Origin of the sequence: Pseudomonas sp. LLC-1, assembly GCF_002992185.1 — a bacterium.
GTDB lineage: Bacteria > Pseudomonadota > Gammaproteobacteria > Pseudomonadales > Pseudomonadaceae > Aquipseudomonas > Aquipseudomonas monteilii.
Map to the genome: position 1 here is coordinate 215,689 of NZ_LUVY01000015.1, position 23,807 is coordinate 239,495.

At 62.9% G+C, this 23,807-nt stretch carries 24 protein-coding genes and 1 pseudogene; 11 read left to right on the forward strand and 14 right to left on the reverse strand.

The features are described 5' to 3' along the window. The first annotated feature begins 2 nt into the window (after window positions 1-2). Window positions 3-770 (forward strand): gamma-glutamyl-gamma-aminobutyrate hydrolase family protein, encoded by a 768-nt coding sequence (locus tag A0O30_RS16135; RefSeq protein ID WP_105947157.1) that lies wholly within the window; start codon window positions 3-5, stop codon window positions 768-770. Window positions 771-889: 119 nt separating this feature from the next. Then, window positions 890-2,431, forward strand: a complete 1,542-nt coding sequence (locus A0O30_RS16140; RefSeq protein ID WP_105947158.1) for an APC family permease — start codon at window positions 890-892, stop codon at window positions 2,429-2,431. 125 nt (window positions 2,432-2,556) lie between these two features. On the opposite strand, the gene gmk is transcribed toward A0O30_RS16140, so the two are convergent. After that, on the reverse strand, window positions 2,557-3,177 hold the full coding sequence (gmk, locus tag A0O30_RS16145) for a guanylate kinase (RefSeq protein ID WP_105947159.1): 621 nt from the start codon (window positions 3,175-3,177) through the stop codon (window positions 2,557-2,559). A 13-nt stretch (window positions 3,178-3,190) separates the two neighbouring features. After that, window positions 3,191-4,054 carry a YicC/YloC family endoribonuclease gene (locus A0O30_RS16150; RefSeq protein ID WP_028699257.1) on the reverse strand — a complete coding sequence of 288 codons (864 nt, stop codon included), beginning with the start codon at window positions 4,052-4,054 and terminating at the stop codon, window positions 3,191-3,193. A 228-nt stretch (window positions 4,055-4,282) separates the two neighbouring features. On the opposite strand from A0O30_RS16150, the gene rph reads away from it, so the two are divergent. Further along, window positions 4,283-5,005, forward strand: a complete 723-nt coding sequence (rph, locus tag A0O30_RS16155) for a ribonuclease PH (RefSeq protein WP_051096411.1) — start codon at window positions 4,283-4,285, stop codon at window positions 5,003-5,005. Window positions 5,006-5,066: 61 nt separating this feature from the next. On the opposite strand, the gene A0O30_RS16160 is transcribed toward rph, so the two are convergent. Then, window positions 5,067-5,846 carry an exodeoxyribonuclease III gene (locus A0O30_RS16160; RefSeq protein ID WP_003253401.1) on the reverse strand — a complete coding sequence of 260 codons (780 nt, stop codon included), beginning with the start codon at window positions 5,844-5,846 and terminating at the stop codon, window positions 5,067-5,069. An 80-nt stretch (window positions 5,847-5,926) separates the two neighbouring features. On the opposite strand from A0O30_RS16160, the gene pyrE reads away from it, so the two are divergent. Next, window positions 5,927-6,568: an orotate phosphoribosyltransferase gene (gene pyrE / locus A0O30_RS16165; RefSeq protein WP_016712702.1), complete on the forward strand. Its 642-nt coding sequence runs from the start codon at window positions 5,927-5,929 to the stop codon at window positions 6,566-6,568. 105 nt (window positions 6,569-6,673) lie between these two features. On the opposite strand, the gene argB is transcribed toward pyrE, so the two are convergent. The 4 genes and pseudogenes from argB to coaBC all read right to left on the reverse strand — a co-directional run bounded on the left by argB (window position 6,674) and on the right by coaBC (window position 10,794). Then, a complete protein-coding gene (gene argB, locus A0O30_RS16170; protein WP_060499668.1) occupies window positions 6,674-7,579 on the reverse strand; it encodes an acetylglutamate kinase in 906 nt (301 codons plus the stop codon). Between the two features lie 30 nt (window positions 7,580-7,609). Next, a pseudogene (locus A0O30_RS16175) lies at window positions 7,610-8,977 on the reverse strand (phosphomannomutase/phosphoglucomutase); the annotation flags it as partial. Between the two features lie 144 nt (window positions 8,978-9,121). Continuing rightward, complete coding sequence (gene dut / locus A0O30_RS16180; protein WP_060499666.1) at window positions 9,122-9,577, reverse strand: dUTP diphosphatase; 456 nt, start codon at window positions 9,575-9,577, stop codon at window positions 9,122-9,124. Between the two features lie 5 nt (window positions 9,578-9,582). After that, window positions 9,583-10,794: a bifunctional phosphopantothenoylcysteine decarboxylase/phosphopantothenate--cysteine ligase CoaBC gene (gene coaBC, locus A0O30_RS16185; protein ID WP_016712699.1), complete on the reverse strand. Its 1,212-nt coding sequence runs from the start codon at window positions 10,792-10,794 to the stop codon at window positions 9,583-9,585. A 128-nt stretch (window positions 10,795-10,922) separates the two neighbouring features. Between coaBC and radC the strand changes: the two genes are divergently transcribed. Continuing rightward, window positions 10,923-11,603 (forward strand): DNA repair protein RadC, encoded by a 681-nt coding sequence (gene radC, locus A0O30_RS16190; RefSeq protein ID WP_105947161.1) that lies wholly within the window; start codon window positions 10,923-10,925, stop codon window positions 11,601-11,603. A 123-nt stretch (window positions 11,604-11,726) separates the two neighbouring features. Here the strand turns inward: radC and A0O30_RS16200 are convergent, their stop codons facing one another. Next, on the reverse strand, window positions 11,727-13,334 hold the full coding sequence (locus A0O30_RS16200) for an ABC transporter substrate-binding protein (protein ID WP_105947162.1): 1,608 nt from the start codon (window positions 13,332-13,334) through the stop codon (window positions 11,727-11,729). Window positions 13,335-13,695: 361 nt separating this feature from the next. Here A0O30_RS16200 and rpmB point away from each other — a divergent pair, with 361 nt between their 5' ends. Next, window positions 13,696-13,932 carry a 50S ribosomal protein L28 gene (gene rpmB / locus A0O30_RS16205; protein WP_003253504.1) on the forward strand — a complete coding sequence of 79 codons (237 nt, stop codon included), beginning with the start codon at window positions 13,696-13,698 and terminating at the stop codon, window positions 13,930-13,932. Window positions 13,933-13,943: 11 nt separating this feature from the next. Further along, window positions 13,944-14,099, forward strand: coding sequence for a 50S ribosomal protein L33 (gene rpmG, locus A0O30_RS16210; RefSeq protein ID WP_003253507.1), 156 nt, complete (start codon window positions 13,944-13,946; stop codon window positions 14,097-14,099). Between the two features lie 66 nt (window positions 14,100-14,165). On the opposite strand, the gene A0O30_RS16215 is transcribed toward rpmG, so the two are convergent. Together A0O30_RS16215 and A0O30_RS16220 are read right to left on the reverse strand one after the other, a co-directional pair. Further along, a complete protein-coding gene (locus tag A0O30_RS16215; protein WP_105947163.1) occupies window positions 14,166-14,369 on the reverse strand; it encodes a hypothetical protein in 204 nt (67 codons plus the stop codon). Between the two features lie 83 nt (window positions 14,370-14,452). Then, window positions 14,453-14,812: a cupin domain-containing protein gene (locus A0O30_RS16220; protein ID WP_105947164.1), complete on the reverse strand. Its 360-nt coding sequence runs from the start codon at window positions 14,810-14,812 to the stop codon at window positions 14,453-14,455. Between the two features lie 196 nt (window positions 14,813-15,008). Here A0O30_RS16220 and A0O30_RS16225 point away from each other — a divergent pair, with 196 nt between their 5' ends. Both A0O30_RS16225 and A0O30_RS16230 read left to right on the forward strand, forming a co-directional pair. Then, on the forward strand, window positions 15,009-16,502 hold the full coding sequence (locus A0O30_RS16225) for an aldehyde dehydrogenase (protein WP_105947165.1): 1,494 nt from the start codon (window positions 15,009-15,011) through the stop codon (window positions 16,500-16,502). A gap of 201 nt (window positions 16,503-16,703) precedes the next feature. Further along, window positions 16,704-17,843 carry an MFS transporter gene (locus A0O30_RS16230; RefSeq protein WP_105947166.1) on the forward strand — a complete coding sequence of 380 codons (1,140 nt, stop codon included), beginning with the start codon at window positions 16,704-16,706 and terminating at the stop codon, window positions 17,841-17,843. 38 nt (window positions 17,844-17,881) lie between these two features. Here the strand turns inward: A0O30_RS16230 and A0O30_RS16235 are convergent, their stop codons facing one another. After that, window positions 17,882-19,438, reverse strand: a complete 1,557-nt coding sequence (locus A0O30_RS16235) for a phospholipase D family protein (RefSeq protein WP_105947167.1) — start codon at window positions 19,436-19,438, stop codon at window positions 17,882-17,884. A gap of 61 nt (window positions 19,439-19,499) precedes the next feature. Then, window positions 19,500-20,930 carry a PLP-dependent aminotransferase family protein gene (locus tag A0O30_RS16240; protein ID WP_161775521.1) on the reverse strand — a complete coding sequence of 477 codons (1,431 nt, stop codon included), beginning with the start codon at window positions 20,928-20,930 and terminating at the stop codon, window positions 19,500-19,502. A gap of 178 nt (window positions 20,931-21,108) precedes the next feature. Between A0O30_RS16240 and A0O30_RS16245 the strand changes: the two genes are divergently transcribed. Then, the gene (locus A0O30_RS16245; protein WP_105947168.1) at window positions 21,109-21,339 is read left to right on the forward strand and encodes a DUF1127 domain-containing protein; all 231 of its coding nucleotides are present in this window, start codon (window positions 21,109-21,111) and stop codon (window positions 21,337-21,339) included. A gap of 4 nt (window positions 21,340-21,343) precedes the next feature. Here the strand turns inward: A0O30_RS16245 and A0O30_RS16250 are convergent, their stop codons facing one another. Further along, window positions 21,344-22,636: an FAD-binding oxidoreductase gene (locus tag A0O30_RS16250; protein ID WP_105947169.1), complete on the reverse strand. Its 1,293-nt coding sequence runs from the start codon at window positions 22,634-22,636 to the stop codon at window positions 21,344-21,346. A gap of 207 nt (window positions 22,637-22,843) precedes the next feature. Here A0O30_RS16250 and A0O30_RS16255 point away from each other — a divergent pair, with 207 nt between their 5' ends. After that, entirely contained in the window at window positions 22,844-23,197 is a 354-nt protein-coding gene (locus A0O30_RS16255) for a YkgJ family cysteine cluster protein (RefSeq protein ID WP_003253518.1), read from the forward strand. A 2-nt stretch (window positions 23,198-23,199) separates the two neighbouring features. Here A0O30_RS16255 and dadR read toward each other — a convergent pair whose 3' ends face one another. Then, complete coding sequence (gene dadR / locus A0O30_RS16260) at window positions 23,200-23,688, reverse strand: transcriptional regulator DadR (protein ID WP_003258963.1); 489 nt, start codon at window positions 23,686-23,688, stop codon at window positions 23,200-23,202. Between the last annotated feature and the right edge of the window lie 119 nt (window positions 23,689-23,807).

Here is a 23,807-nt window from a genome sequence, read left to right on the forward strand (position 1 = left end):
CCATGAGCGCAACTGCGGTCCCCTTGATCGGTGTCAGCGCCTGCCGCCAGCAGGTGGGGAAGAACTCGTCGCACACGGTAGGCGACAAGTATGTCGAGGCGACCGGCTTTGCCGGCTTGCCGCTGATCTTGCCGGCCCGCGACGGGGGCAGCGACACACAGGCGCTGCTGGCCCGTCTGCACGGCATTGTTTTTACAGGCTCGCCTTCAAATATCGAACCGCATCATTACAATGGCGCCCCCAGCGTGGCGGGTACCCGGCACGACCTGGCGCGTGATCGGCTGACCTTGCCACTGCTGCAGGCGGCGATTGCCGCCGGTGTGCCGGTGTTCTGCATTTGCCGTGGCTATCAGGAACTGAACGTGGCCCTTGGCGGCAGCCTGCACCAACGCGTGCAGGAGCTGCCTGGCTACCTTGATCATCGCGAACCTGAGGACGCACCCCTGGAGGTGCAATACGGCCCTCGTCACCCGGTCGGCATCGAGCCTGGCGGGTTGTTCGAGCGCCTGGGCCTGGCGGCGCAGTTCGAGGTCAACTCGCTGCACAGCCAGGGCATCGACCGCCTTGCCCCAGGCTTGCGCGTCGAGGCACGGGCCCCGGATGGCCTGATCGAAGCAGTGTCCATGCCCGATGCGCCGGGCTTTGTGCTCGGTGTGCAGTGGCACCCGGAGTGGCGCTTCAACGAAAACCCGGTCTCGCTGCGCCTGTTTCAGGCGTTTCGCGAGGCCTGCATTGCCTATGCAGCACGGGAGGGCGCACGGCAGGAATGATTCTGACGTCAGCCGAAGGTCTCGGATGACTTGTCCCCGACAGCAAGCTTTCAATGAGTGAAAGCGGGCCTTGTACGCAAGGCCTGTGAAAACAATTCCAAAATTTACGGCAAATACTCATGAGCAATTACACAGAAGCCGGCCGCCCACCCGACGTGGCAGCCGACGCGGGCAACACTCAGCGCAGCAAAGGCCTGGCCAAGGGCCGTTTGGGCTTGCTGGCCAGCGTGGTGCTGGGCATTTCCACCATCGCCCCGGTCTACACCCTGACCGGTGCCCTTGGCCCGACCGTGCGCGAGGTCGGTGCCCACCTGCCAGCCGTGTTCATCGTCGGCTTCCTGCCGATGTTGCTGGTGGCCCTGGGCTACCGCGAGCTGAACTCGGCAGAACCGGACAGCGGTACATCGTTCACCTGGTCGGCACGTGCCTTCGGCCCGATGATCGGCTGGATTGGCGGCTGGGGGTTGGTGGTTGCCACCACCATCGTGCTGTCGAACCTGGCAGGGGTGGCAGTCGACTTCTTCTACCTGTTCCTGGGCCAGATCACCGGCAAGCATGAGCTGGCGGCGTTGGCCGATAACCTGTTGATCAACATCATTACCTGTTGCGTGTTCATCGCCCTGGCGGTGTGGATCTGCTGTCGCGGCATCGCCACCACCATGACCGTGCAGTACGGCCTGGTGGCCTTGCAGTTGGTGGTGCTGATCGGCTTTGCCGTCGCCGCCTTCGGCGGTACCACGGCGCCGCCACCGCTGGCGTTCGATTTCGCCTGGTTCAACCCGTTCGGTGTCGAGTCGTTCTCGGCCTTTGCCGCCGGGCTGTCGCTGTCGATCTTCATCTTCTGGGGCTGGGACACGTGCCTGACCGTCAGCGAAGAGTCGGTGGGTAGCGAAGAGGTGCCGGGCAAGGCCGCCACCTGGACGGTGATGCTGATCCTTGGCCTGTACCTGTTCACTGCCATCGCCACCCTGCAGTTTGCCGGCATCAGCGAAACGGGCCTGGGCCTGAACAACCCGCGCATCCAGGAGAACGTCTTTGCCCACCTGGCCGGCCCGGTCATGGGGCCGCTGGCGATCCTGATGTCCATTGCCGTGCTGGCCAGTACGGCGGCGTCGTTGCAGTCGACCTTCGTGGCGCCGGCGCGCACCCTCTTGGCGATGGGATACTACGGTGCAGTGCCGCCGAAGTTCGCCAGCGTCTGCCCGCGTTCGCAAACCCCGCGCTACGCCACTATTTGTGCGGGCCTGGCAGCAGGTCTGTTCTACGTGACCATGCGTAGCCTGAGCGAGAACGTGCTGGCGGATACCATCACCGCGCTGGGCATGATGATCTGCTTCTATTATTCGCTGACCGCATTTGCCTGCGTCTGGTATTTCCGTGGCAGCCTGTTCGACAGCCTGCGCCACTTCATCATGCGCGGCCTGTGCCCGCTGGTGGGTGGGGTGATCCTGTCGGTGATCTTCGTACGGACTGCCATCGACAGCGCCTCGCCGGACTTCGGCAGTGGTTCGCATGTGGGCGGGCTGGGGCTGGTGTTCGTGATTGCCGCGATCATCTCGGTGCTGGGCATCGGGCTGATGATGCTGTCGCGCATGCGCGCGCCGGCTTACTTCCTGGGGGCTACCCTGCGTCAGCAGGCTACCCTGCCTTTGCAGGAATAAAGCTGGGGGCGCTTCGCGCCCCTATCGCGACACAAGGCCGCTCCCACAAAGGCACGGCGTACGCCAGCAAATGTGGGAGCGGCCTTGTGTCGCGATAGGGCTGCAAAGCAGCCCCGTGCGGTGTATCAGGAAAGCAGTTCTTTCAGCAGCTCGCTGTTGCGCTCTTGCTGCTTCTTCAGCACCAAACGATTCGAACGGAACACCGCTTTCAAATCCTCCAGCGCCACGTCGAAGTCATCATTGATGATCACGTAGTCATACTCGTCGTAGTGCACCATCTCGCTGACCGCTTCTTTCATGCGCCCGGCAATGATTTCTTCGCTGTCCTGCCCACGGCCGTCCAGGCGGTGGCGTAGCGCCTCCTGACTAGGCGGCAGGATGAACACCGACAATGCCTGTGGCATCAGCTTGCGCACCTGCTGGGCGCCTTGCCAGTCGATTTCCAGGATCAGGTCGTAGCCCTGATCCAGCGTCTGCTGCAGCGCGCTGCGCGAGGTGCCGTAGAAGTTGCCGAACACTTCGGCATGCTCCAGGAAGTCGCCCTGCGCGATCAGCGCCTTGAATTCTTCGTGGGCGACGAAGTGGTAGTTCACCCCGTGTTCCTCGCCCGGGCGCATGGCGCGGGTGGTGTGCGAGACCGAAACGCGGATCTGCCGGTCGTCCTTGGTCAGGGCCGTTACCAGGCTGGTCTTGCCGGCGCCCGAAGGGGCCGAAACGATGTAGAGGGTGCCGCTGCTGTGGTTCATGGTCGGGGTGGCCTTACTCGATGTTCTGTACTTGTTCACGCATCTGTTCGATCAATACCTTCAGGTTGACCGCCGCTTGCGTGCTGCGTGGGTCGAAGGCCTTGGAGCCGAGGGTGTTGGCTTCGCGGTTGAGTTCCTGCATCAGGAAGTCCAGGCGACGCCCTGCGGCGCCGCCACCCTTGAGTACCCGGCGCACTTCAGTGACGTGGGTGCTGAGGCGGTCGAGCTCCTCAGCCACGTCGCTCTTCTGCGCCAGCAGCACCATCTCTTGTTCCAGGCGCTGTGGGTCGAGCTCGGCTTGCATGTCGCCGAAACGGTCGAGGATCTTCTGCCGCTGCGCCGCCAGCATCTGCGGCACCAGGGCGCGCAAGGTGGTGACTTCGCTGGACATGTTGTCCAGGCGCTCGTTGATCAGCCGGGCCAGTTCCTGGCCTTCGCGCAGGCGGCCGGCCTTGAGTTCGGCCAGGGCTTCGTCGAACAGCGCCATGGCTTCGGCGTTCAGTGCCTGCGGGTCGCTGGTGTCGGCCACCAGCACACCTGGCCACGACAGCACTTCCAGCGGGTTCAGGGGGGCAGGCTGCTTGATCAGGCCGGCCACTTCCTCGGCGGCGGCAACCAGTTGCGCGGCGCGCTCGCGGTCTACCTTCAGCGGCTTGCCGTTGCTGTCTTCGTTGAGGCGCAAGGTGCATTCCACCTTGCCCCGCGACAAGCCCTGGCGCAGGCCTTCACGCACGGCGCCTTCGAGGTCGCGCAGGGCCTCTGGCAGGCGCAGGTGCGGTTCCAGGTAACGGTGGTTGACCGAACGCAGCTCCCAGATCAGGGTGCCTTGGCTGCCGGCGCGCTCGACACGAGCAAAAGCGGTCATGCTGTGCACCATGGGGAGTACCTCGCTTAGTTGAATGAACGGTGGGAGCCTCTCGGCTGCAAGGCGCAGGATTGTAGCGCAGTGGGGCCGTGGCGCCCAATCCACCTATGTTACCGACGGGCGGCCGCGCCAGTAGGAAAAGGCGACGGGCTGTGGCGGGTACGACAATAGGCATGTCTTCCCCGGGCTGCGGGCTCTATAATGCTCGGCAGATTCAAAGTCCCAGTACAGGTATCCCAGATGAAACGTCCAAGTGGTCGCGCCGCCGATCAGCTCCGCTCGATCCGCATCACCCGCAACTACACCAAGCACGCCGAAGGGTCGGTACTGGTCGAGTTCGGTGACACCAAGGTCATCTGCACGGTCAGCGTTGAAAACGGTGTGCCGCGCTTCCTGAAAGGCCAGGGCCAAGGCTGGCTGACCGCCGAATACGGCATGCTGCCGCGTTCTACCGGTGAGCGTAACCAGCGCGAAGCCAGCCGTGGCAAACAGGGTGGTCGCACCCTGGAAATCCAGCGCCTGATCGGCCGCTCGCTGCGCGCCGCACTGGACATGAGCAAGCTGGGCGACATCACCCTGTACGTCGACTGCGACGTGATCCAGGCCGATGGCGGTACCCGTACCGCGTCCATCACCGGTGCCATGGTCGCCCTGTGCGACGCGCTGGCGGTGATCAAGAAGCGCGGTGGCCTGAAGGCCGGCAACCCGCTCAAGCACATGATCGCTGCCGTGTCGGTGGGCATGTACCAGGGCGAAGCCGTGCTCGACCTGGACTACCTGGAAGACTCCGCTGCCGAAACCGACCTGAACGTGGTGATGACCAGCGCCGGTGGCTTTATCGAGGTGCAGGGCACTGCCGAAGGTGCGCCGTTCCAGCCTGAAGACTTCAACGCCATGCTGGCGCTGGCGCAGAAGGGCATGACCGAAATCTTCGAGCTGCAGCAGGCCGCACTGGCCGACTGACTGATTCCGTAGATACGAAAAAGCCGACAGTGATGTCGGCTTTTTCGTATCTGAGCAGCGCTTAGATGGTCAACGTCCAGTCATAGTCCACGATCAGCGGCGCATGCTGGGAGAAGCGCGGCTGACGCGGCAGGCGGGCGTTGCGCACGAACCGGCGCAGGCCTGGCGTGAGGATCTGGTAGTCGAACCGGTAGCCCAGGTTGAGCATCTCGGCCTGCTCGTTGTCCGGCCACCAGCTGTACTGGTCGCCTTCACGGCTGACTTCGCGCAGGGCATCGACGTAACCCATCTCGCCAGTGATCGCATCCATCCAGGCGCGCTCCGGCGCCAGGAAGCCCGGCGATTGCTGGCTGTCACGCCAGTTCTTGATGTCGAGCTTCTGCTGCGCCACGTAGAACGAGCCGCAATAGATGTACTCGCGACGCTTGCGACGCTGCTTGTCCAGGTACTTGGCGAAGTCGTCCATCAACTTGAACTTCTGGTTCAAGTCTTCGTCGCCGTTCATGCCCGAAGGCAGCAGCAGGCTGGCAATACTGACTTTGTCGAAATCTGCTTGCAGGTAACGCCCGTAGCGGTCGGCTGTCTCGAAGCCCAGGCCGGTGATGACTGCCTTGGGCTGCATGCGCGAATAAAGGGCCACACCACCTTGGGCAGGCACCTCCGCGTCGCAGGCATAAAGGAAATAGCCATCGAGCTGGAAAGCTGGGTCGTCGAGTTCAAAGGCCGAGGCGCGGGTATCCTGAAGGCAGATGACGTCGGCATTCTGGGCTTGCAGCCAGCTGAGCAAACCACGCTCGGCCGCAGCCTGAATGCCATTTACGTTCACACTGATGATCCGCATAAATGGCCCCAAAAATCTCGTGCGTGTATGATACCCGAGCTCAACCCATTTAGCTAAATCCGTGGTGTCCGGGACTATTCATGCAGCCGTATCAGCGCGACTTTATCCGTTTTGCCATCGATCGCGGGGTACTGCGTTTCGGTGAATTCACCCTGAAATCGGGGCGTACCAGCCCGTATTTCTTCAATGCCGGCCTGTTCAACACCGGTTCTGCATTGGCCGAACTGGGGCGGTGCTATGCCGCAGCCATCGTCGACAGCAAGATCCCGTTCGACGTGCTGTTTGGCCCGGCCTACAAGGGTATTCCGTTGGCGGCGACCACTGCCGTGGCCCTGGCGGACCAGCATAAGCTCGACGTGCCATGGTGCTTCAACCGCAAGGAAGCCAAGGACCACGGCGAAGGCGGCAGCCTGGTTGGCGCACCGCTGGCCGGTGACGTGCTGATCATCGACGACGTGATCACCGCCGGTACTGCCATCCGTGAGGTCATGCAGATCATCAACGCCCAGCAGGCCAAGGCCGCTGGCGTGCTGATCGCGCTGAACCGCGAAGAGCGTGGCAATGGCGAGCTGTCGGCGATCCAGGAAGTGGAACGCGACTTCGGTATCCCGGTGGTCAGCATCGTTTCGCTGACCCAGGTGCTGGAGTTCCTGGCCGATGACCCACAGCTGAAGCAGCATCTGCCGGCTGTCGAGGCTTACCGGGCGCAGTACGGGATCTGATCCTGGCCTGGAAATGAAAAAGGCGACCTTCTTGAGAAGGTCGCCTTTTTTGTGTCGCCTGCACTGGCTTGCCGGCGATGGGGCCGGAACAGGCTAATCCATCACTCAGCGCTGCTTGCGATTGGTGATCAGGGTACCCACGCCGCTGTCGGTGAAGATTTCCAGCAGCACAGCATTCGGCACACGGCCGTCGATGATGTGCGAGCTGTTCACGCCGCCCTGCACCGCATCCAGTGCGCACTTGATCTTCGGCAGCATGCCGCCGTAGATGGTGCCGTCAGCGATCAGTTCGTTGACCTGTTCGGTGGTCAGGCCGGTCAGAACCTGACCTTGCTTGTCCATCAGACCGGCGATGTTGGTCAGCAGCATCAGCTTCTCGGCCTTCAGCGCCTCGGCTACCTTGCCTGCTACCAGGTCGGCGTTGATGTTGTACGACTCACCGTTGGCGCCCACACCGATCGGCGCGATGACCGGGATGAAGTCACCCTTCACCAGCATGTTCAGCAGGTCGGTGTTCACGCTCACCACTTCGCCCACGTGGCCGATGTCGATGATTTCCGGGGTGGTCATCTCGGGCGTCTGGCGGCTGACGGTCAGCTTGCGGGCGCGGATCAGCTCCGCGTCCTTGCCGGTCAGGCCGATGGCGCTGCCGCCGTGGCGGTTGATCAGGTTGACGATGTCCTTGTTGACCTGGCCACCCAGCACCATCTCCACCACGTCCATGGTCGCCGAGTCGGTAACGCGCATGCCGTCGATGAAGTGGCTTTCGATCGACAGGCGCTTGAGCAGGTCGCCGATCTGCGGGCCACCACCGTGGACCACCACCGGGTTGATGCCTACAGCCTTCATCAGCACGATGTCACGGGCGAAGCCGGTTTTGAGCTCCTCGCTCTCCATCGCGTTGCCGCCGTACTTGATCACCAGGGTCTTGCCGACAAAGCGGCGGATGTAAGGCAGTGCTTCGGACAAAACCTCGGCTACATGGGAAGCGGCATCGCGATCGAGGGTCATGCAGGGCTCCTGTAAGGAACAGATAGTCGGTCAGAACGGCAGTTGCAGCTCAGGGGCAACCCGCAGCAACTGGGTACGGAAAACATCCTTGATACGTTGCAATTCGGCGTCGCTGTCGGCCTCGAAGCGCAGCACCAGCACCGGGGTGGTGTTGGAGGCGCGAACCAGGCCCCAGCCGTGGGCGTAGTCCACCCGCACACCGTCGATGGTGGTCAGGTTGGCTTCGCCCCAGTCGGGCTCGCGTTGCAGTGCATCAATGATGCTGAATTTACCCTCGTCGGTCACATCAATATTGATTTCCGGCGTGGAAATATCGTTCGGGAAGGCGGCAAACAGGTTTTCGGCGCTTTGCCCGGCCTGGCTGAGGATCTCCAGCAGGCGTGCGGCACTGTAGATGCCGTCGTCGAAACCGTACCAGCGTTCCTTGATGAAGATGTGACCGCTCATCTCGCCGGCCAGCAGCGAGCCTGTCTGTTTCATCTTCTTCTTGATCAACGAATGACCGGTCTTCCACATCAGTGCGCGGCCGCCGTGTTGCTCGATCAGCGGGGTCAAACGACGGGTGCATTTGACGTCGAAGATGATTTCGGCGCCAGGGTTGCGTGCCAGCACGTCCTGGGCGAACAGCATCAGCAGGCGGTCGGGGTAGACGATGCTGCCGGTATTGGTCACTACGCCGACGCGGTCGCCATCGCCGTCGAAGGCCAGGCCGATGTCGGCGCCGGTTTCCTTGACCTTGGCGATCAGGTCTTCAAGGTTTTCCGGCTTGCCCGGGTCCGGGTGGTGGTTGGGGAAGTTACCGTCTACTTCGCAGAACAGCGGGATCACTTCGCAGCCCAAGGCTTCGATCAGTTGCGGCGCGATCACGCCAGCTGCACCGTTGCCGCAGTCCACCACCACCTTGAGCTTTTTCGCCAGCTTCACGTCATCGACGATCTGCTGGAAGTAGCGGTCAAGTATCTCGACCTTTTCCACGCGGCCTTCGGCCAAGGTCAGGTCGTTGGTTTTCAGGCGGGTGAGCAGGGCCTGGATCTGTTCGTTGGCCAGCGTGTCGCCAGCGATGACGATCTTGAAGCCGTTGTAGTCCGACGGGTTGTGGCTGCCCGTCAGCATCACGCCCGACTTGCCTGCCAGCACGTTGGCCGCGTAGTACAGGGCCGGGGTGGGCACCAGGCCGACGTCGCTGACATGGCAGCCGGCATCGACCAGGCCCTTGATCAGCTGTTCGACCAGCATCGGGCCGGACAGGCGGCCATCACGGCCGACCGAAACCTGCGGTTCGCCCTGGGCCAGGCTTTGCGCACCGATGGCGCGGCCGATCCAGTAGGCGGTTTCGGCGTGAAGGGTTTTGCCGACCACGCCGCGGATGTCATACGCGCGGAAAATGCTGTCGGGCAATGCGGCGGGGACCAGGTGGGCCATGTCGTTCATCTCTGGAAGCTCCATTAGTCAAAGGCTTTCTGGGCAGGCGCAAACTGAACGCTTGGACGGTGGTTTCGCCAGAGAGTTCGCCATCCTTGGCCTGAACGGTCATCTGCCGGCTCAGTGGCTGCCGGAGTGACCGAAGCCGCCAGCACCACGCTGGCTTTCATCGAAGGCTTCGACGATGTCGAAATGGGCCTGTACCACCGGCACCAGCACTAGCTGGGCGATACGCTCGCCAACGGCGATGGTGAACGGCGTGTTGCCGCGGTTCCAGCACGACACCATCAGCTCGCCCTGGTAATCCGAGTCGATCAGGCCAACCAGGTTGCCCAGCACGATGCCGTGCTTATGGCCCAGGCCCGAGCGCGGCAGGATCACCGCCGCCAGGCCCGGGTCGCCGATGTAGATCGACAGGCCGGTAGGAATCAGCAGGGTCTGGCCTGGCTCAAGGACAGTGTCCTCCTTGAGCAGGGCGCGCAGGTCCAGGCCGGCGGAGCCAGGGGTGGCGTAGGTCGGCAGGGGGAATTCGGTACCCAGGCGTGGGTCGAGGATCTTGGCTTGAAGAGCGTGCATGTAACTTATTGAACCTGGTTGAGCCGTTCGGCGATGAAGGCGACCAGTTGCCGGGCGATCTTGCCCTTGCTGGTCTGCGCGAAGAGGGTCTGGTGCTGCTGGCGGTCGATCACGGTCAAGGCGTTTTCTTCGCTGTTGAAGCCGATGCTGGGGTTGGCCACATCATTGGCGACGATCAGGTCGAGGTTCTTGTCCTTGAGCTTGCGCGTGGCGTAATCGAGCAGGTGTTCGGTTTCGGCGGCGAAGCCGACGCTGAACGGGCGGTCGCTGCGGCCAGCAATGGTGGCAAGGATATCGGGATTGCGCACCATCTGCAGCAGCATGCCGTCGCCGGTCGTAGGATCTTTCTTCAGTTTTTGTGTGGCAACCACTTCCGGGCGGTAGTCCGCGACCGCTGCCGAGGCGATGAACAGGTCGCACGGCATGGCCGCTTCACAGGCCGCGAGCATGTCCCGCGCGCTGACCACGTCGATACGGCTGACCCGGTCGGGGGTTGGCAGGTGCACCGGGCCAGTGACGAGGGTCACCCGAGCCCCGGCTTCGGCAGCCGCTTCGGCCAGGGCGAAGCCCATCTTGCCGGAGCTATGATTGGTGATGTAGCGCACCGGGTCGATGTTTTCCTGGGTCGGCCCGGCGGTGATCAATACGTGTTTGCCGGTGAGTGCCTGGCGCTTGAAGCTTTCTGCGGCGCACCAGGCCAGGTCGGTGGCTTCGAGCATGCGGCCCAGGCCCACGTCACCACAGGCCTGGCTACCGGAGGCCGGGCCGAACACCTGGATGCCACGGCTCTTGAGCAGTTCAAGGTTGGCCTGGGTGGCCGGGTCGCGCCACATGGCCTGGTTCATGGCCGGGGCCACGGCGACGGTGGCATCGGTGGCCAGCACCAGGGTGGTCAGCAGGTCGTCGGCCATGCCTTGGGCCATGCGCGCCATGAGGTCGGCGGTGGCCGGGGCGATCAGCACCAGGTCGGCCCACTTGGCCAGTTCGATATGGCCCATGGCTGCTTCGGCGGCCGGGTCGAGCAGGTCCATGTGCACCGGGTGGCCCGACAGCGCCTGCAGGGTCAGCGGGGTGATGAACTCGGCACCACCGCGGGTCATGACGACGCGCACCTGCGCGCCGTGCTCCAGGAGTCGGCGAATCAGCTCGGCGCTTTTGTAGGCGGCAATGCCGCCACCTACGCCGAGAACGATGCGCTTGCGATACAGCCGCTGCATAGGCTTGCCTTTTTCCAGTGAGAGCGGGCGGCGACGTTCGAAAATGCCTGCGGCAGAACGTCGCATGTACGAGGCGAAATAGATTAACACAGGGTCGAAATGGGCCGCAGCAAGGGCAGGGGGCGGGGATGAATATCAGGGAGTGGCCGGCTGAAGAGCGGCCGAGGGAGAAGTTGTTGCAGCGTGGGGCCGGGAGCCTGACCGATGCAGAATTGCTGGCTGTATTTCTTGGTTCAGGTGTGCGCGGACGCAATGTCGTGGAGTTGTCGCGAGGCCTGCTGGTGAAGTTCGGAAGCTTGCGTCAGCTGCTGGAGGCCGACCGTGAGGCCTTCATGAGCGAGCTTGGGTTGGGCCCGGTGAGGTATGGCCAGTTGCAGGCATTGCTGGAGATCGGACGCAGGCACCTTGCAACTTCGATTGAGCGTGAGTCTGCCATGGACAGCCCGGAAACGGTGCGGCGCTATTTGAAAGCGATGCTGCGGCATGAGGCCAGTGAGGTGTTCGGATGCCTGTTTCTAGACACCAAGCACCGACCATTGGCGTTTGAAATCCTGTTCAGGGGCACGATAGACCGGGCCAGCGTTTACCCGCGGGAAGTGGTGCGGCGGGCATTGCTGCATAACGCTGCGGCGTTGATCCTGTGTCACAACCACCCTTCGGGGAGCAGTGAGCCGAGCCAGGATGACGTGCATTTGACCCTGTCGCTGAAGCGGGGGCTGGGGCTGATCGATGTGCGGGTGCTGGATCACATCATCATCGGTGACGGGGAGCCGTTGTCGATGGTTGAGCAGGGATGGATTGTGGCTTAGGCCATTGTGCTGTCTGTGCTGGCCTCTTCGCGGGCTTGCCCGCTCCCACAGGTATCGCACCCACCTTAAGCGTTGTGCAGTTCCTGTGGGAGCGGGCGAGCCCGCGAAGAGGCCAGTGCAGGCTTATTTGGTCACCGACACCTTGCTGAAATCCAGCCGGCCGAACGGGTTCACCTGGTACCCCTTAACCCCTTGGCGCAGCAGGGTAGCCGCCGTCGGATGCGCCAGTGGCACCCACAACGCCTGCTGCTGGATCAGCGCTTGCGCCTGCTGGTACAGCCGGCTGCGTACGCTCTGATCGTTGGTGGTGCGTCCGGCGCTGATCAACTGGTCCAGGCGGTTGTCGCAGAAACGCGCGAAGTTGGTCCCCGACTCGACCGCCGCACAGGAAAACTGCGGGCTGAGGAAGTTGTCCGGGTCGCCGTTGTCACCCGCCCAGCCCATGAACAGCAGGTCATGCTCACCGGCCTTGGCACGGCGAATCAGCTCGCCCCACTCGATCACGCGGATTTCAGCCTTGATGCCGATTTTGGCCAGGTCAGCCTGCAGCATCTGCGCGCCGAGGCTGGGGTTGGGGTTGAGCAGGCTGCCCGACGGGCGGGTCCAGATCGTGGTGCTGAAGCCTTCACCCAAGCCGGCCTTGGTCAGCAACGCCTTGGCTTTCTTCAGGTCCAGCGGGTAGCCGGGCAGGTCCTTGGCGTAGCTCCAGGTGTTGGGCGGGTAGGGGCCGTTGGCGGCCACCGCGGAATCTTCGAACACGGCCTTGAGATAGGCCTGCTTGTCGAAAGCCAGGTTGATGGCCTGGCGCACTTCCGGTTTGTCCAGCGGCGGGTGCTGGCTGTTGATGGCGACGAAGGCGGTCATGAACGCCGGAGTGCTGGCCACCTTGAGGTTGCTGTCCTTGCCCGCTTCGGCAATGTCCAGTGGCTTGGGTGACAGGGCGACCTGGCACTCGCCGCGCTTGAGCTTCTGCAGGCGCACGTTGGCGTCGGTGGTGATGGCGAAGATCAACGGGTCGACCGCCGGCTTGCCGGCGAAGTAGTCCGGGTTGGCGCGGTAACGTACCACGGCGTCCTTCTGGAAACGCTGGAACACGAAAGGCCCGGTGCCGATCGGCTGGCTGTTGAGCTTCTCCGGCGTGCCGGCCTTCAGCAGCTTGTCGGCATATTCGGCGGAATAGATCGAGGCGAAGCCCATGCTCAGGGTGGCCAGGAAGGTGGCGTCCGGGTGGCTGAGGGTGAAGCGCACGGTGTTCGGCGTCGGTGCCTCGATCGCCTTGATCAGGCTGCCCAGTTGCAGCGACTGGGCATGCGGGTAGCCGCCCGGTGCAGTCTTGTGCCACGCATGGGCCGGGTAGAGCATGCGCTGGAAGCTGAACAGCACGTCGTCGGCATTCAGTTCGCGGCTTGGCTTGAAGTAGGCCGTGCTGTGGAACTTCACGTCATCGCGCAGGGTGAAGTCATACACCAGGCCGTCGGCCGATACCGTCCAGCTGGCCGCCAGGCTCGGCACCACCTTGCCTTGCGCCGCGTCGAACTCCACCAGGCGGTTCATCAGCACGTCAGCCGTGGCGTTGGTGGTGGTCAGCGAGTTGTACTGCACCACGTCGAAGCCTTCGGGGCTGGCCTCGCTGCAAACGCTCAGCGGGGCGGCCTGGGCAGCGCCGGCAGTGAACAGGGCGCCGGCGGCGAACAGAGAGTTGAACAATAAGGAAAGGGCGGCTACACGCATGGTGGCTCCTTGGCTGTCAGTGGCCCATCTGCCAGTGCAGTCTGGAAAAGGCTTACCCTAGTGCGCCCGCCGGCAAATGACCACACCCTTTTTTACAAATCTGGCGACGAGCGGTCGACGGCTGGCGGGGCCTGCCGCTATGCTGGCCCGGCGCGTTCTGGCTTGCGGTAATGTGCATCTACTGTTGTTGCAGCCAAGTCTTTCTGGTATAAAGCAGCGCTCTTTTCTAGGGGCTCGGCCTGTCGCATCAGCGGATCCGGTCGATAAGACCTCCAGAATCACGGCGCCCAGGCGCCAAAGACTGAGAGATTAAGCGGCCAACCCATGCCGGGTTGGGCATGTGGTTTTAGAGGGCTGAGTCATGTCGAGAGTCTGTCAAGTTACTGGTAAGGGTCCAGTAACCGGGAACAACATTTCCCACGCAAACAACAAAACCCGTCGTCGTTTCCTGCCGAACCTGCAGCACCACCGTTTCTGGGTTGAATCCGAGAAGCGTTTCGTGCGTCTGCGCGTTTCCGCCAAAGGCATGCGTATCATCGACAAGCGCGGCATCGACGCCGTTCTGGTTGACATCCGTAAAGCTGGCGCCAAGGTTTAAGGGAGAACATCATGCGTGAATTGATCCGTCTGGTTTCGAGTGCCGGTACCGGCCACTTCTACACCACCGACAAGAACAAGCGCACCACCCCGGACAAAATCGAGATCAAGAAATATGATCCGGTTGTTCGCAAGCACGTGGTGTACAAGGAAGCCAAGATCAAGTAATTGATCGGCGACCTGAAAAAAACCCGCATCCGAAAGGACGCGGGTTTTTTTATGCCTGCATTACGCTCAGTTGAAGTCGAAACCCTGGATCAGCAGGTCGGTGCCGGCCTTGATCTGGATGCGCTCGACGTCGTACTCGCGGGTGCACATCTCGTCGGGGCCGACTACCCGGGTGCGGCCGGTGAGGGAGCAGATGGTGTCTTTGATTGCCGGCGCGTAGGGGGTGCCGACCAGGTGGGCGAGGGTTTTCAGAACGTCTTCATTGGTCATGGTGATCTTCCTGTTGAAGTTGGATGGCCCGACATGGGCAGGACCATCCTCACGCACGCCAGCAGGCTGCCTGCACTACATAGTTACTTCTGTTCGAACATCACATAGATCTTGCGGCACGGTTCCAGCACCTCCCAGGTACCTTTGAAACCGGCCGGAATCACGAACCGATCGCCGGCACGCAGGGTTTTCGCCCCGCCGTCCTGGTCGCGCAGCACCGAAACGCCCTGGACGATTTCGCAGTATTCGTGTTCGGTGTAGTTCACCGTCCACTGGCCCACCTCACCTTCCCACACGCCTGCGGCAAACTGCCCGCACGGGCTGGAATGGTGGTTGTAGACAGCCTGGTCCGGCTCGCCCTTGAGGATTTTTTCCGCCGCCGGGCGGTAGCGTTCGGCCTCGGTGATGACCTGCGCGAAGTCGATGATGCTGTCTATTCTCATGGTGCGGCTCCTGTTGTTGTTTAATAAAATGAACATCAGTAGGCTTTTGAGCCTTGTGTGTCAAATATATTGATAGTTTACACCGGCTGGTTTAGGGTATCGCTTGCCCGTGTGCGCGCGTCGCCCGGCCAGAATTCTGACAACGCCTGCGAGTCCTCAGTGCGGCGTTGCACCTAAACAAGAGGAGGAGTTTCGTATGACCACCCTGACCCGTGCGGACTGGGAACAACGTGCCCAGCAACTGAAGATCGAAGGCCGCGCCTTCATCAACGGCGAATACACCGATGCCGCATCCGGTGAAACCTTCGAGTGCCTGAGCCCGGTCGACGGACGCTTCCTGGCCAAGGTTGCCAGCTGCGACCTGGCCGATGCCAACCGCGCTGTGGAAAACGCCCGCGCCACGTTCAACGCTGGCGTGTGGTCGCAGCTGGCCCCGGCCAAGCGCAAGGCCAAGCTGATCCGCTTCGCCGACCTGCTGCGCAAGAACGTTGAAGAGCTGGCGCTGCTGGAAACCCTGGACATGGGCAAGCCGATCGGCGACTCCTCCAGCATCGACATCCCGGGTGCGGCGCAAGCCATTCACTGGACCGCCGAAGCCATCGACAAGGTCTACGACGAAGTCGCCCCGACCCCGCACGACCAGCTTGGCCTGGTTACCCGTGAGCCAGTGGGTGTGGTCGGTGCCATCGTACCGTGGAACTTCCCGCTGCTGATGGCCTGCTGGAAACTCGGCCCGGCGCTGGCTACCGGTAACTCGGTGGTGCTCAAGCCGTCCGAAAAATCGCCGCTGACCGCCATCCGTATCGCCCAGCTGGCGATCGAAGCCGGTATCCCGGCAGGTGTGCTGAACGTGCTGCCAGGCTACGGCCACACCGTGGGCAAGGCCCTGGCCCTGCACATGGACGTCGACACCCTGGTGTTCACTGGTTCGACCAAGATCGCCAAGCAGCTGATGGTGTACGCGGGCGAATCGAACATGAAGCGCATCTGGCTGGAAGCCGGCGGCAAGAGCCCGAACATCGTCTTCGCCGATGCGCCAGACCTGCAAGCAGCTGCCGAAGCGGCTGCCAGCGCTATCGCCTTCAACCAGGGCGAAGTGTGCACCGCAGGTTCGCGCCTGCTGGTCGAGCGTTCGATCAAGGACAAGTTCCTGCCGATGGTGGTCGAGGCCCTGAAAGGCTGGAAACCAGGCAACCCGCTGGACCCGGCGACCACCGTTGGTGCTCTGGTCGATACCCAGCAGATGAACACCGTGCTGTCGTACATCGAAGCCGGCCACCAGGACGGCGCCAAGCTGCTGGCTGGCGGCAAGCGCACCCTGGAAGAGACGGGCGGCACCTACGTGGAGCCGACCATCTTCGACGGCGTGACCAATGCCATGAAGATTGCCCAGGAAGAAATCTTCGGCCCGGTGCTGTCGGTAATCGCCTTCGACACCGCCGAAGAAGCCATCGCCATTGCCAACGACACGCCATATGGCCTGGCGGCGGGCATCTGGACCTCGGACATTTCCAAAGCCCACAAGACCGCCCGTGCCGTGCGCGCAGGTAGCGTCTGGGTCAACCAGTACGACGGCGGCGACATGACCGCGCCGTTCGGTGGTTTCAAGCAGTCGGGCAACGGCCGTGACAAGTCGCTGCATGCACTGGAGAAATACACCGAACTGAAGGCGACCTGGATCAAGCTGTAATCGCCGGGGCCGCTATGCGGCCCGATCGCCGGCAAGCCAGGCTCCCACAAGTTACTCGCAGCCCTTGAGGCCTGTGCTGTACCTGTGGGAGCTGGCTTGCCGGCGATGGGCTGCACAGCAGCCCCAACAATAGCCGGGTCGGCTCACGCTGCCCCGGCTTCGTCGTTTCTGTTGTTCAAGAATTTTGCCCGGGAGGCTGTAATGCGTTGGGGTACCTACTTCGCCGTACTGGCATCGGTGCTGAGCGTCGGGCTGGCGCTCGGTGTGAGCATGCCGCTGGTATCCCTGCGCCTGGAAGCCTGGGGCTACGGCAGCTTCGCCATCGGCGTGATGGCCGCAATGCCAGCGCTGGGTGTTCTGGCCGGCGCCAGTATCGCCAGCCGCTTGGCCGGCTGGGTCGGCGTGCCTTCGGCCATGCGTTTGTGCCTGTGGGGCGGGGCGCTGTCGATCGGGTTGGTCGCGCTGCTGCCCAGCTACCCGCTGTGGCTGTTGCTGCGGCTGATGATCGGTATGTCCCTCACCGTGGTGTTCATCCTCGGCGAAAGCTGGATCAACCAGTTGGTAGTCGAGCAGTGGCGTGGCCGGCTGGTGGCCTTGTACGGCAGCAGCTATGCCCTGAGCCAGTTGGCCGGGCCGTTGGTGTTGGGTTTCCTCGGCTCGGATGACGACTTCGGCTTCTGGGCCGCGACCGGCCTGCTGCTGGCGGCACCGCTGGTGCTGTTGGGGCGTGGCGGAGCGCCGAGCACGGAGGCCTGCAGCGTTACCTTCCGCGACTTGTTCGCATTCTGCCGGCGCTTGCCTGTGATTGCCTGGGCCATCGCCCTGTTCGCCTCGTTCGAGGCGATGATCCTTACCTTGCTGCCGGTGTATTGCCTGCAGCAAGGCTTTACCACTGAAATCGCCCTGTTCATGGTCAGTACCGTGGTGGTTGGTGATGCAGTGCTGCAGCTGCCTATCGGCGCGCTGGCCGACCATATGTCGCGACGTGCATTGTTCACGGGGTGTGCGGTGACGCTGCTGGTGTCCAGCCTGGCGATTCCACTGCTGCTGCATACCCCGGTTGTGTGGCCGTTGTGGGTGCTGTTCGGGGCCAGTGCTGGTGGCTTGTTCACCCTGTCGCTGGTGCTGATCGGTGAGCGCTACCGCGATGATGAGCTGGTAAGGGCCAATGCCCATGTGGCGCAGCTCTGGGGTATCGGCTGCCTGCTCGGGCCGTTGCTGGCGGGGGCCGGCAGCCAGTGGATCAGCGGGCATGCATTGCTGCTGTTGATGGCGGCCGGGGCTGCCGGGCTGGTGGTGTTGACCCAGCGGCGTGGGGCTTTCGAGGCAGTGTCTGCCTGATGGAATTTGGGGCTGCAAAGCAGCCCCAAAAATTACCGCTACAACATCTTCTCCAAGCCAACGGCCTTGCTGATCCAGGCATTGAACCGCCGCCACATCCCGCCCGGCTCAGAAGTCAGCATATGCCGCTGGCCATTGTCCTCGGTCGCCCATACCAATTTGTCACCCACCAGTTTCACCTGGTAACTCAACGCAGGTGCCATACCTTGCTGGGCCAGTTCGCGGGTGTATTCGGCCAGCTCCGGGCTGTCCACCAGCACGCCTACCTCGGTGTTCCACAGCACTGAACGCGGGTCGAAGTTGAACGAGCCGATGAAGGTCTTGCGCCGGTCGAACACGATCGCCTTGGTGTGCAGGCTCGAATCCGAGCTGCTGCCATGCAGGCTTAGGCGTGTGTGCACCGGCGCTCCCGGCTGGCGGCGCAGCTCGAACAGCTGCACGCCATGCTCAAGCAAGGCCCGCCGATAGGGCGCATAGCCACCATGCACCGCCGGCACGTCGGTGGCTTCCAGCGAGTTGGTCAGCAGCCTCACCGAAGCACCGGCGTCGGCGCGGCCGGTGAGGTAGAGCAGGCCCGGTTCGCCCGGCACGAAGTAGGCCGACATCAGGATCAACTCGCGGTGCACGTTGGCCAGGTCCGGCGCCAGTTGCTGGCTCAGCAACAGCTGTGGGTCGGGTTCGTCATCGGCCAGCACCTTGCTCGGTGCATCCCACAACGCCTGGGCGTGGGCCCAGATCAGCTCGTTGCGCCATACATCCAGGCGCGGCTGCGACTGGTAGGCCATCAGGCGGTCGTACAAGGCCTTGCGCCGGGTTCTGGCTTCGGCCAGCGACACCTCCAGGCGATGGCGGCTGGCGTGCAGGTCATTGGCATCCGGAGCACGCCAGAGGAAGTCGGTAATCGGCCGGCTCAGGGCGCTGTTCCAGTACTGGTCGAAACTGTGCCCAAGCTGTTCAGCCACCGGGCCTACACCCAGCAGGTCTATGTCGGTGAAGTTGAGGTTGGGCTCGGCATCGAAATACTCGTCACCCAGGTTGCGGCCGCCCACGATGGCCATGCTGTTGTCCACCAGGAACAGTTTGTTGTGCATGCGCCGGTGCTGGCGCGACAGGTTGAACAGCCGGCCCACGGCGCGCGTCACGCCCGTACTGCGGCCCAGGTGCAGCGGGTTGAACACGCGAATCTGGATGTTCGGGTGGGCATCCAGGGTGCCCATGATGGTGTCCAGGCCATCGCTGGTGGTGTCGTCCAGCAGGATGCGCACACGCACGCCACGGTCGGCGGCGCGTAGCAGTTCATGCACCAGTGCGCGGGTGCTGAGGCCGTCGTGGACGATGTAGTACTGCAGGTCGATGCTTGCCTGGGCGTTGCGGATCAGTTCGGCACGGGCGCGGAATGCCTCGTTGCTGTTGGGCAGCAGGCGAAAGCCCGAGCGCCCCCCGTAGGGCGCGGCCTGGCGCAGCACCGAGCGGCCGAAGGCCGAGTCGTTGGCGGGTAACGCCTGGCTGGTTTCGCGGGGCACACTGACGCTGGCGCAGCCGGTAAGGCCAAGCGACAGTACCAGCAGCAGAGGCAAGGCTCGCTGGAGTCTCAAGGGTGGATCGTCCTGTGCAGCAAGGGCTTTAGGGGGTTGGACCGTGGCGGGCGGCGCAAAGTTACGCGTCAGCGCTTTCTTCATCCAGTAGACGAAGGGCGGTTTCACCTACCTTGCGCACGGCAGCTTCGATCTGCGGCGTTGGCCGCGCGGCGAAGTTCATGCGCAGGCAGTGGCGGAACTTGCCCGAGGCCGAGAAGATACTGCCGACGGCAACCTGCACGCCCTGCTCCAGTAAAGCCCGGTTCAGGCGCAGCGTATCGAAATGTTCGGGCAATTCTACCCAGAGCATGAAGCCGCCCTGGGGCCGGCTGACCCGGGTGCCTGCCGGGAAGTAGCGGGTCACCCAGTCGCTCATCAGGTCGCGGCCTCGTTGGTACTGGCTGCGCATACGCCGGACGTGGGGTTGATAGTGCCCGGCGGCGATGAAGTCGGCGATGGCCAGTTGGGGCTGGCAGGCGGTGCTGCCGGTGCTGATGTATTTCATGTGCAGCACGCGCTCCAGATAGCGCCCAGGGGCCACCCAACCGACTCGCAGGCCAGGGGCGAGGGTTTTGGAGAACGAACTGCACAGCAGCACGCGGCCATCGTCGTCGAACGACTTGAGGGTGCGCGGGCGCGGGTAGGTGTAGGCCAGGTCGCCGTATACATCATCCTCCAGAATTGCCACGTCGTAGCGTTGGGCCAGGCTCAGCAAGGCCTTCTTGCGTGCCTCGGGCATGATGTAGCCAAGCGGGTTGTTACAGCTGGGGGTGATCTGGATGAGCTTGATCGGCCACTGCTCCAGAGCCAGCTCCAGCGCCTCCAGGCTGATGCCGGTGACCGGGTCGGTGGGGATTTCCAGCGCTTTCATGCCCAGGCCCTTCAGGGTTTGCATGGCGCCGTGGAAGCTGGGGGAGTCGACGGCAACGATGTCGCCAGGCTCGCACACGGCGCGGATGCTGCACGACAGCGCCTCGTGGCAGCCGGTGGTGATCACCAGGTCGGCCGGGCCCAGGCGGCAACCGGAATCGAGCACCAGCCGGGCAACCTGCTCACGCAGGGCCAGGTTGCCGTGGATGTTGTCGTAGTACAGGCCTGGCATGTCCTGCCGTCGGCTCAACTGCGCCAGGCTGCGCAGCAGCGGCTTGAGGGTGGGGCTGTCGATGTCGGGCATGCCGCGGCCGAGCTGGACCACATCCTTGCGTGGGGTGCTGCGCACCAGTTCCAGCACCTGTTCCCACTGCGAGATATCCACCGGGCGTTGGGCCGGGCGGCTGACGGCTGGCAGGGCTGGCAGCAGGCGGTGGTCACTGACGAAGTAGCCGGACTTGGGCCGTGGCGAGACCATGCCGCTGTCTTCGAGCATGCGGTAGGCCTGCTGCACGGTGCTCAGGCTGACGCCATGCTCCACGCTCAGGGCGCGCACCGATGGCAGGCGCTGGCCGGGGCGGTACAGGCCCTGTTCGATGCGGGCGCCGAGCAGTTCGGCGAGGTTCAGGTAGAGGGTCACGGCATACTCCTGCGCTGCATTGGCATAGCGACCGGTACAGTTGGGTTGAAAATACAGCATTCAGTCGATCTTCAGCCAATTCTGTATGGGAATAATAAGGCTGTATTGGATCTGTATTGCCGGTGCTGCCGACGTGCATGCTTTCTCCACGGTATCAACTGAACGGGAGAATGCAGCGATGGGTGGCATGAGCGATGTGCGCTTGCAACTGTTGGCCAAGGAGCTGGAAGTCGGGCAGCAGGCCAAGGTATTCAACGCGCCGGAGGGTTTGGGGCGTTGGGGGCTGATGCTGCATCGCTGGCACACCCGCAGGGCGCTGCTGCAGTTGACGGATGAAGAGCTGCGCGATGTCGGGCTGAGCTGGGAGCAGGCGCGGACAGAAGGGCGTAAGCCCTTCTGGAAAGATTGAGGCCCTAGACCAGTTCTTTAAGCCGGTGCCACAGCATCCCCAACGCCAGCAGCGGCGAGCGCAGGTGCTTGCCGCCAGGGAAGGTGATGTGTGGCACCTTGGCAAACAGGTCGAAACGCCCGCTCTCCTGGCCGCTGATGGCCTCGCCCAGCAGGCGTGCGGCCAGGTGGGTGGCGTTGAGCCCATGGCCTGAATAGGCCTGGGCGTAATACACGTTCGGCTGGCTGGCCAGGCGGCCAACTTGTGGCAGGCGGTTGGCGCCGATGCCGATCATGCCACCCCACTGGTAGTCGATGCGCACGTCAGCCAGTTGCGGGAACACCTTGAGCATCTTGGGTCGCATGTAGGCGGCGATGTCCTTCGGGTCCCGGCCTGAATAGTGACAGGCACCGCCAAACAACAAGCGGTTGTCGGCGGACAGGCGGTAGTAGTCCAGGGCCACGCGCTGGTCACACACCGCCATGTTCTGTGGCAGCAGCGTGCGTGCGCGTTCTTCGCCCAGCGGCTCGGTAGCGATGATGTAGCTGCCCGCAGGCAGTACCTTGCCGCCCAATTCGCGGTTGAGGTCGTTGTGATAGGCATTGCAGCACAGCACCAAGGTCTTGGCGCGCACCCGGCCCTGGGCGGTATGCACCTGCACTTCGGGGCCGTAGTCGATGTGGGTAACCTCGGACTGTTCGAACAGCTTCACGCCCAGGCGGCTGGCCACGGCCGCTTCGCCCAGGGCCAGGTTCAGCGGGTGCAGGTGTCCGGAGCCCATGTCGACAAGCCCGCCCACATAGCAGTCGGCACCGACCACGCTGTGGATATCGTCCTTGCCGACCAGCCGCAGTTCATGCGCGTAGCCCAGGCTGCGCAGTTCTTCGGCGTCCTCGGCAAAGCCCAGCAATTCGGCGGGTTTGTTGGCCAGGTCGCAGTAGCCCCAGGTCAGGTCACAGGCGATGGCATGCTTTTCCACCCGCTCGCGTACGATCTGCACGGCCTCCAGGCCCATCAGCTTCATGCTGCGCACGCCGTCCTCGCCAATTACCGGCAGGAACTGTTCCAGGCCATGACCAACGCCACGGATCAACTGCCCGCCATTGCGCCCACTGGCGCCCCAGCCCAGTTTGCGCGACTCTAGCAGGATGACCGAGAAGCCGCGTTCGGCCAGTTCGATGGCAGTGTTCAGGCCCGAATAGCCCCCGCCGACGATGCACACATCGGCGCTGTGATCGCCTTGCAGGAAGGAGTGGTCAGTGTGCGGCGCGCTGCTGGCGGCGTAGTAGGAGGCGGCGTGCTGCGCGCTGTGGATCATTAGGCAGGTCCTGAGCATTTGGGCTGAAGGGGGAGGATAAGCTGGGGTAGGGTGGTGGGCAACAAGGCGAGGGCTGCGCCCTCGTTCGCGGGTAAACCCGCTCCTACAGGGAAAGCGCAATGCCTGAGGCACGCAAAATCCTGTAGGAGCGGGTTTACCCGCGAATGGGCCTATAATCCAACCTGTCTATCAGCTTTGTATCTGGCCATGTCCTGCAACCGCCACAAGATCCACTTCCTGCGCGAACTCATCCCCTCATTCGAGTGCGAACCCGGCTGCCATGACTGCTGCGGCCCGGTCACCACTTCGGCAGAAGAAATGGCACGCCTCCCGCGCAAGTCCCAGGCTGAACAGGACGCCGCCCTGGAGCGCCTGGATTGTGTGCACCTCGGCCCCAACGGCTGCACGGTGTATGAAGAACGGCCCATGATCTGCCGCCTGTTCGGCACCACGCCGCGCATGGCCTGCCCGCGTGGCCGTGGCCCTGAACCGATGATCGACCCTGCCGCCGAGCAACTGGTCCACCAGTTCATTGCCACCACCCGCCAGGTGCTGGTCTAGCCTCAGTCCGGAATCGGCAGGCAGAGGCTCTCCTTCACCTCTTCCATCACGATGTAGCTCTTCGATTCGCGCACATGCGGCAGTTTCAGCAGGATGTCGCCAAGCAGCTTGCGGTACGACGCCATCTCCGAAATACGCGCTTTCACCAGGTAGTCGAAGTCACCCGACACCAGGTGGCACTCCAATACATGGGGCAGCTTTAACACCGCGCGGCGGAACTCCTCGAAGGTGTCGCCCGACTTGTAGTCCAGGCTGATCTCCACGAATACCAGCAGGCTGCCCTTTAGGTGCTGCGGGTTCAGGCGGGCGTTGTAGCCCATGATGATGCCCTCGCGCTCCAGGCGGCGAACCCGCTCGGTGCAAGGGGTGGTGGAAAGCCCAACTTTCTCGCCCAGTTCGGTGAAGGAAATACGCCCGTCATTCTGCAGGATGCGCAGGATGTTACGGTCGATCTTGTCCAGTTCACGCTTGCTCTGGTGCTGGGTTCTCATAGGGGATGCCCCTCCGTGAAAGGCGATTTTGCCGAGAATTCTCGCCAATAATAGGCTTTTATATAGTGAATTGCACTGGTCTCAAATTCCTATACTGCGCCCATTCATGCCATTTCAAT

Coding starts and splice junctions, on each gene's coding strand:
- A0O30_RS16135 (WP_105947157.1), top strand. CDS start 3: ATGAGCGCAACTGCGGTCCCCTTGATCGGTGTCAGCGCCTGCCGCCAG.
- A0O30_RS16140 (WP_105947158.1), top strand. CDS start 890: ATGAGCAATTACACAGAAGCCGGCCGCCCACCCGACGTGGCAGCCGAC.
- gmk (WP_105947159.1), bottom strand. CDS start 3,177: ATGAACCACAGCAGCGGCACCCTCTACATCGTTTCGGCCCCTTCGGGC.
- A0O30_RS16150 (WP_028699257.1), bottom strand. CDS start 4,054: ATGGTGCACAGCATGACCGCTTTTGCTCGTGTCGAGCGCGCCGGCAGC.
- rph (WP_051096411.1), top strand. CDS start 4,283: ATGAAACGTCCAAGTGGTCGCGCCGCCGATCAGCTCCGCTCGATCCGC.
- A0O30_RS16160 (WP_003253401.1), bottom strand. CDS start 5,846: ATGCGGATCATCAGTGTGAACGTAAATGGCATTCAGGCTGCGGCCGAG.
- pyrE (WP_016712702.1), top strand. CDS start 5,927: ATGCAGCCGTATCAGCGCGACTTTATCCGTTTTGCCATCGATCGCGGG.
- argB (WP_060499668.1), bottom strand. CDS start 7,579: ATGACCCTCGATCGCGATGCCGCTTCCCATGTAGCCGAGGTTTTGTCC.
- dut (WP_060499666.1), bottom strand. CDS start 9,577: ATGCACGCTCTTCAAGCCAAGATCCTCGACCCACGCCTGGGTACCGAA.
- coaBC (WP_016712699.1), bottom strand. CDS start 10,794: ATGCAGCGGCTGTATCGCAAGCGCATCGTTCTCGGCGTAGGTGGCGGC.
- radC (WP_105947161.1), top strand. CDS start 10,923: ATGAATATCAGGGAGTGGCCGGCTGAAGAGCGGCCGAGGGAGAAGTTG.
- A0O30_RS16200 (WP_105947162.1), bottom strand. CDS start 13,334: ATGCGTGTAGCCGCCCTTTCCTTATTGTTCAACTCTCTGTTCGCCGCC.
- rpmB (WP_003253504.1), top strand. CDS start 13,696: ATGTCGAGAGTCTGTCAAGTTACTGGTAAGGGTCCAGTAACCGGGAAC.
- rpmG (WP_003253507.1), top strand. CDS start 13,944: ATGCGTGAATTGATCCGTCTGGTTTCGAGTGCCGGTACCGGCCACTTC.
- A0O30_RS16215 (WP_105947163.1), bottom strand. CDS start 14,369: ATGACCAATGAAGACGTTCTGAAAACCCTCGCCCACCTGGTCGGCACC.
- A0O30_RS16220 (WP_105947164.1), bottom strand. CDS start 14,812: ATGAGAATAGACAGCATCATCGACTTCGCGCAGGTCATCACCGAGGCC.
- A0O30_RS16225 (WP_105947165.1), top strand. CDS start 15,009: ATGACCACCCTGACCCGTGCGGACTGGGAACAACGTGCCCAGCAACTG.
- A0O30_RS16230 (WP_105947166.1), top strand. CDS start 16,704: ATGCGTTGGGGTACCTACTTCGCCGTACTGGCATCGGTGCTGAGCGTC.
- A0O30_RS16245 (WP_105947168.1), top strand. CDS start 21,109: ATGGGTGGCATGAGCGATGTGCGCTTGCAACTGTTGGCCAAGGAGCTG.
- A0O30_RS16250 (WP_105947169.1), bottom strand. CDS start 22,636: ATGATCCACAGCGCGCAGCACGCCGCCTCCTACTACGCCGCCAGCAGC.
- A0O30_RS16255 (WP_003253518.1), top strand. CDS start 22,844: ATGTCCTGCAACCGCCACAAGATCCACTTCCTGCGCGAACTCATCCCC.
- dadR (WP_003258963.1), bottom strand. CDS start 23,688: ATGAGAACCCAGCACCAGAGCAAGCGTGAACTGGACAAGATCGACCGT.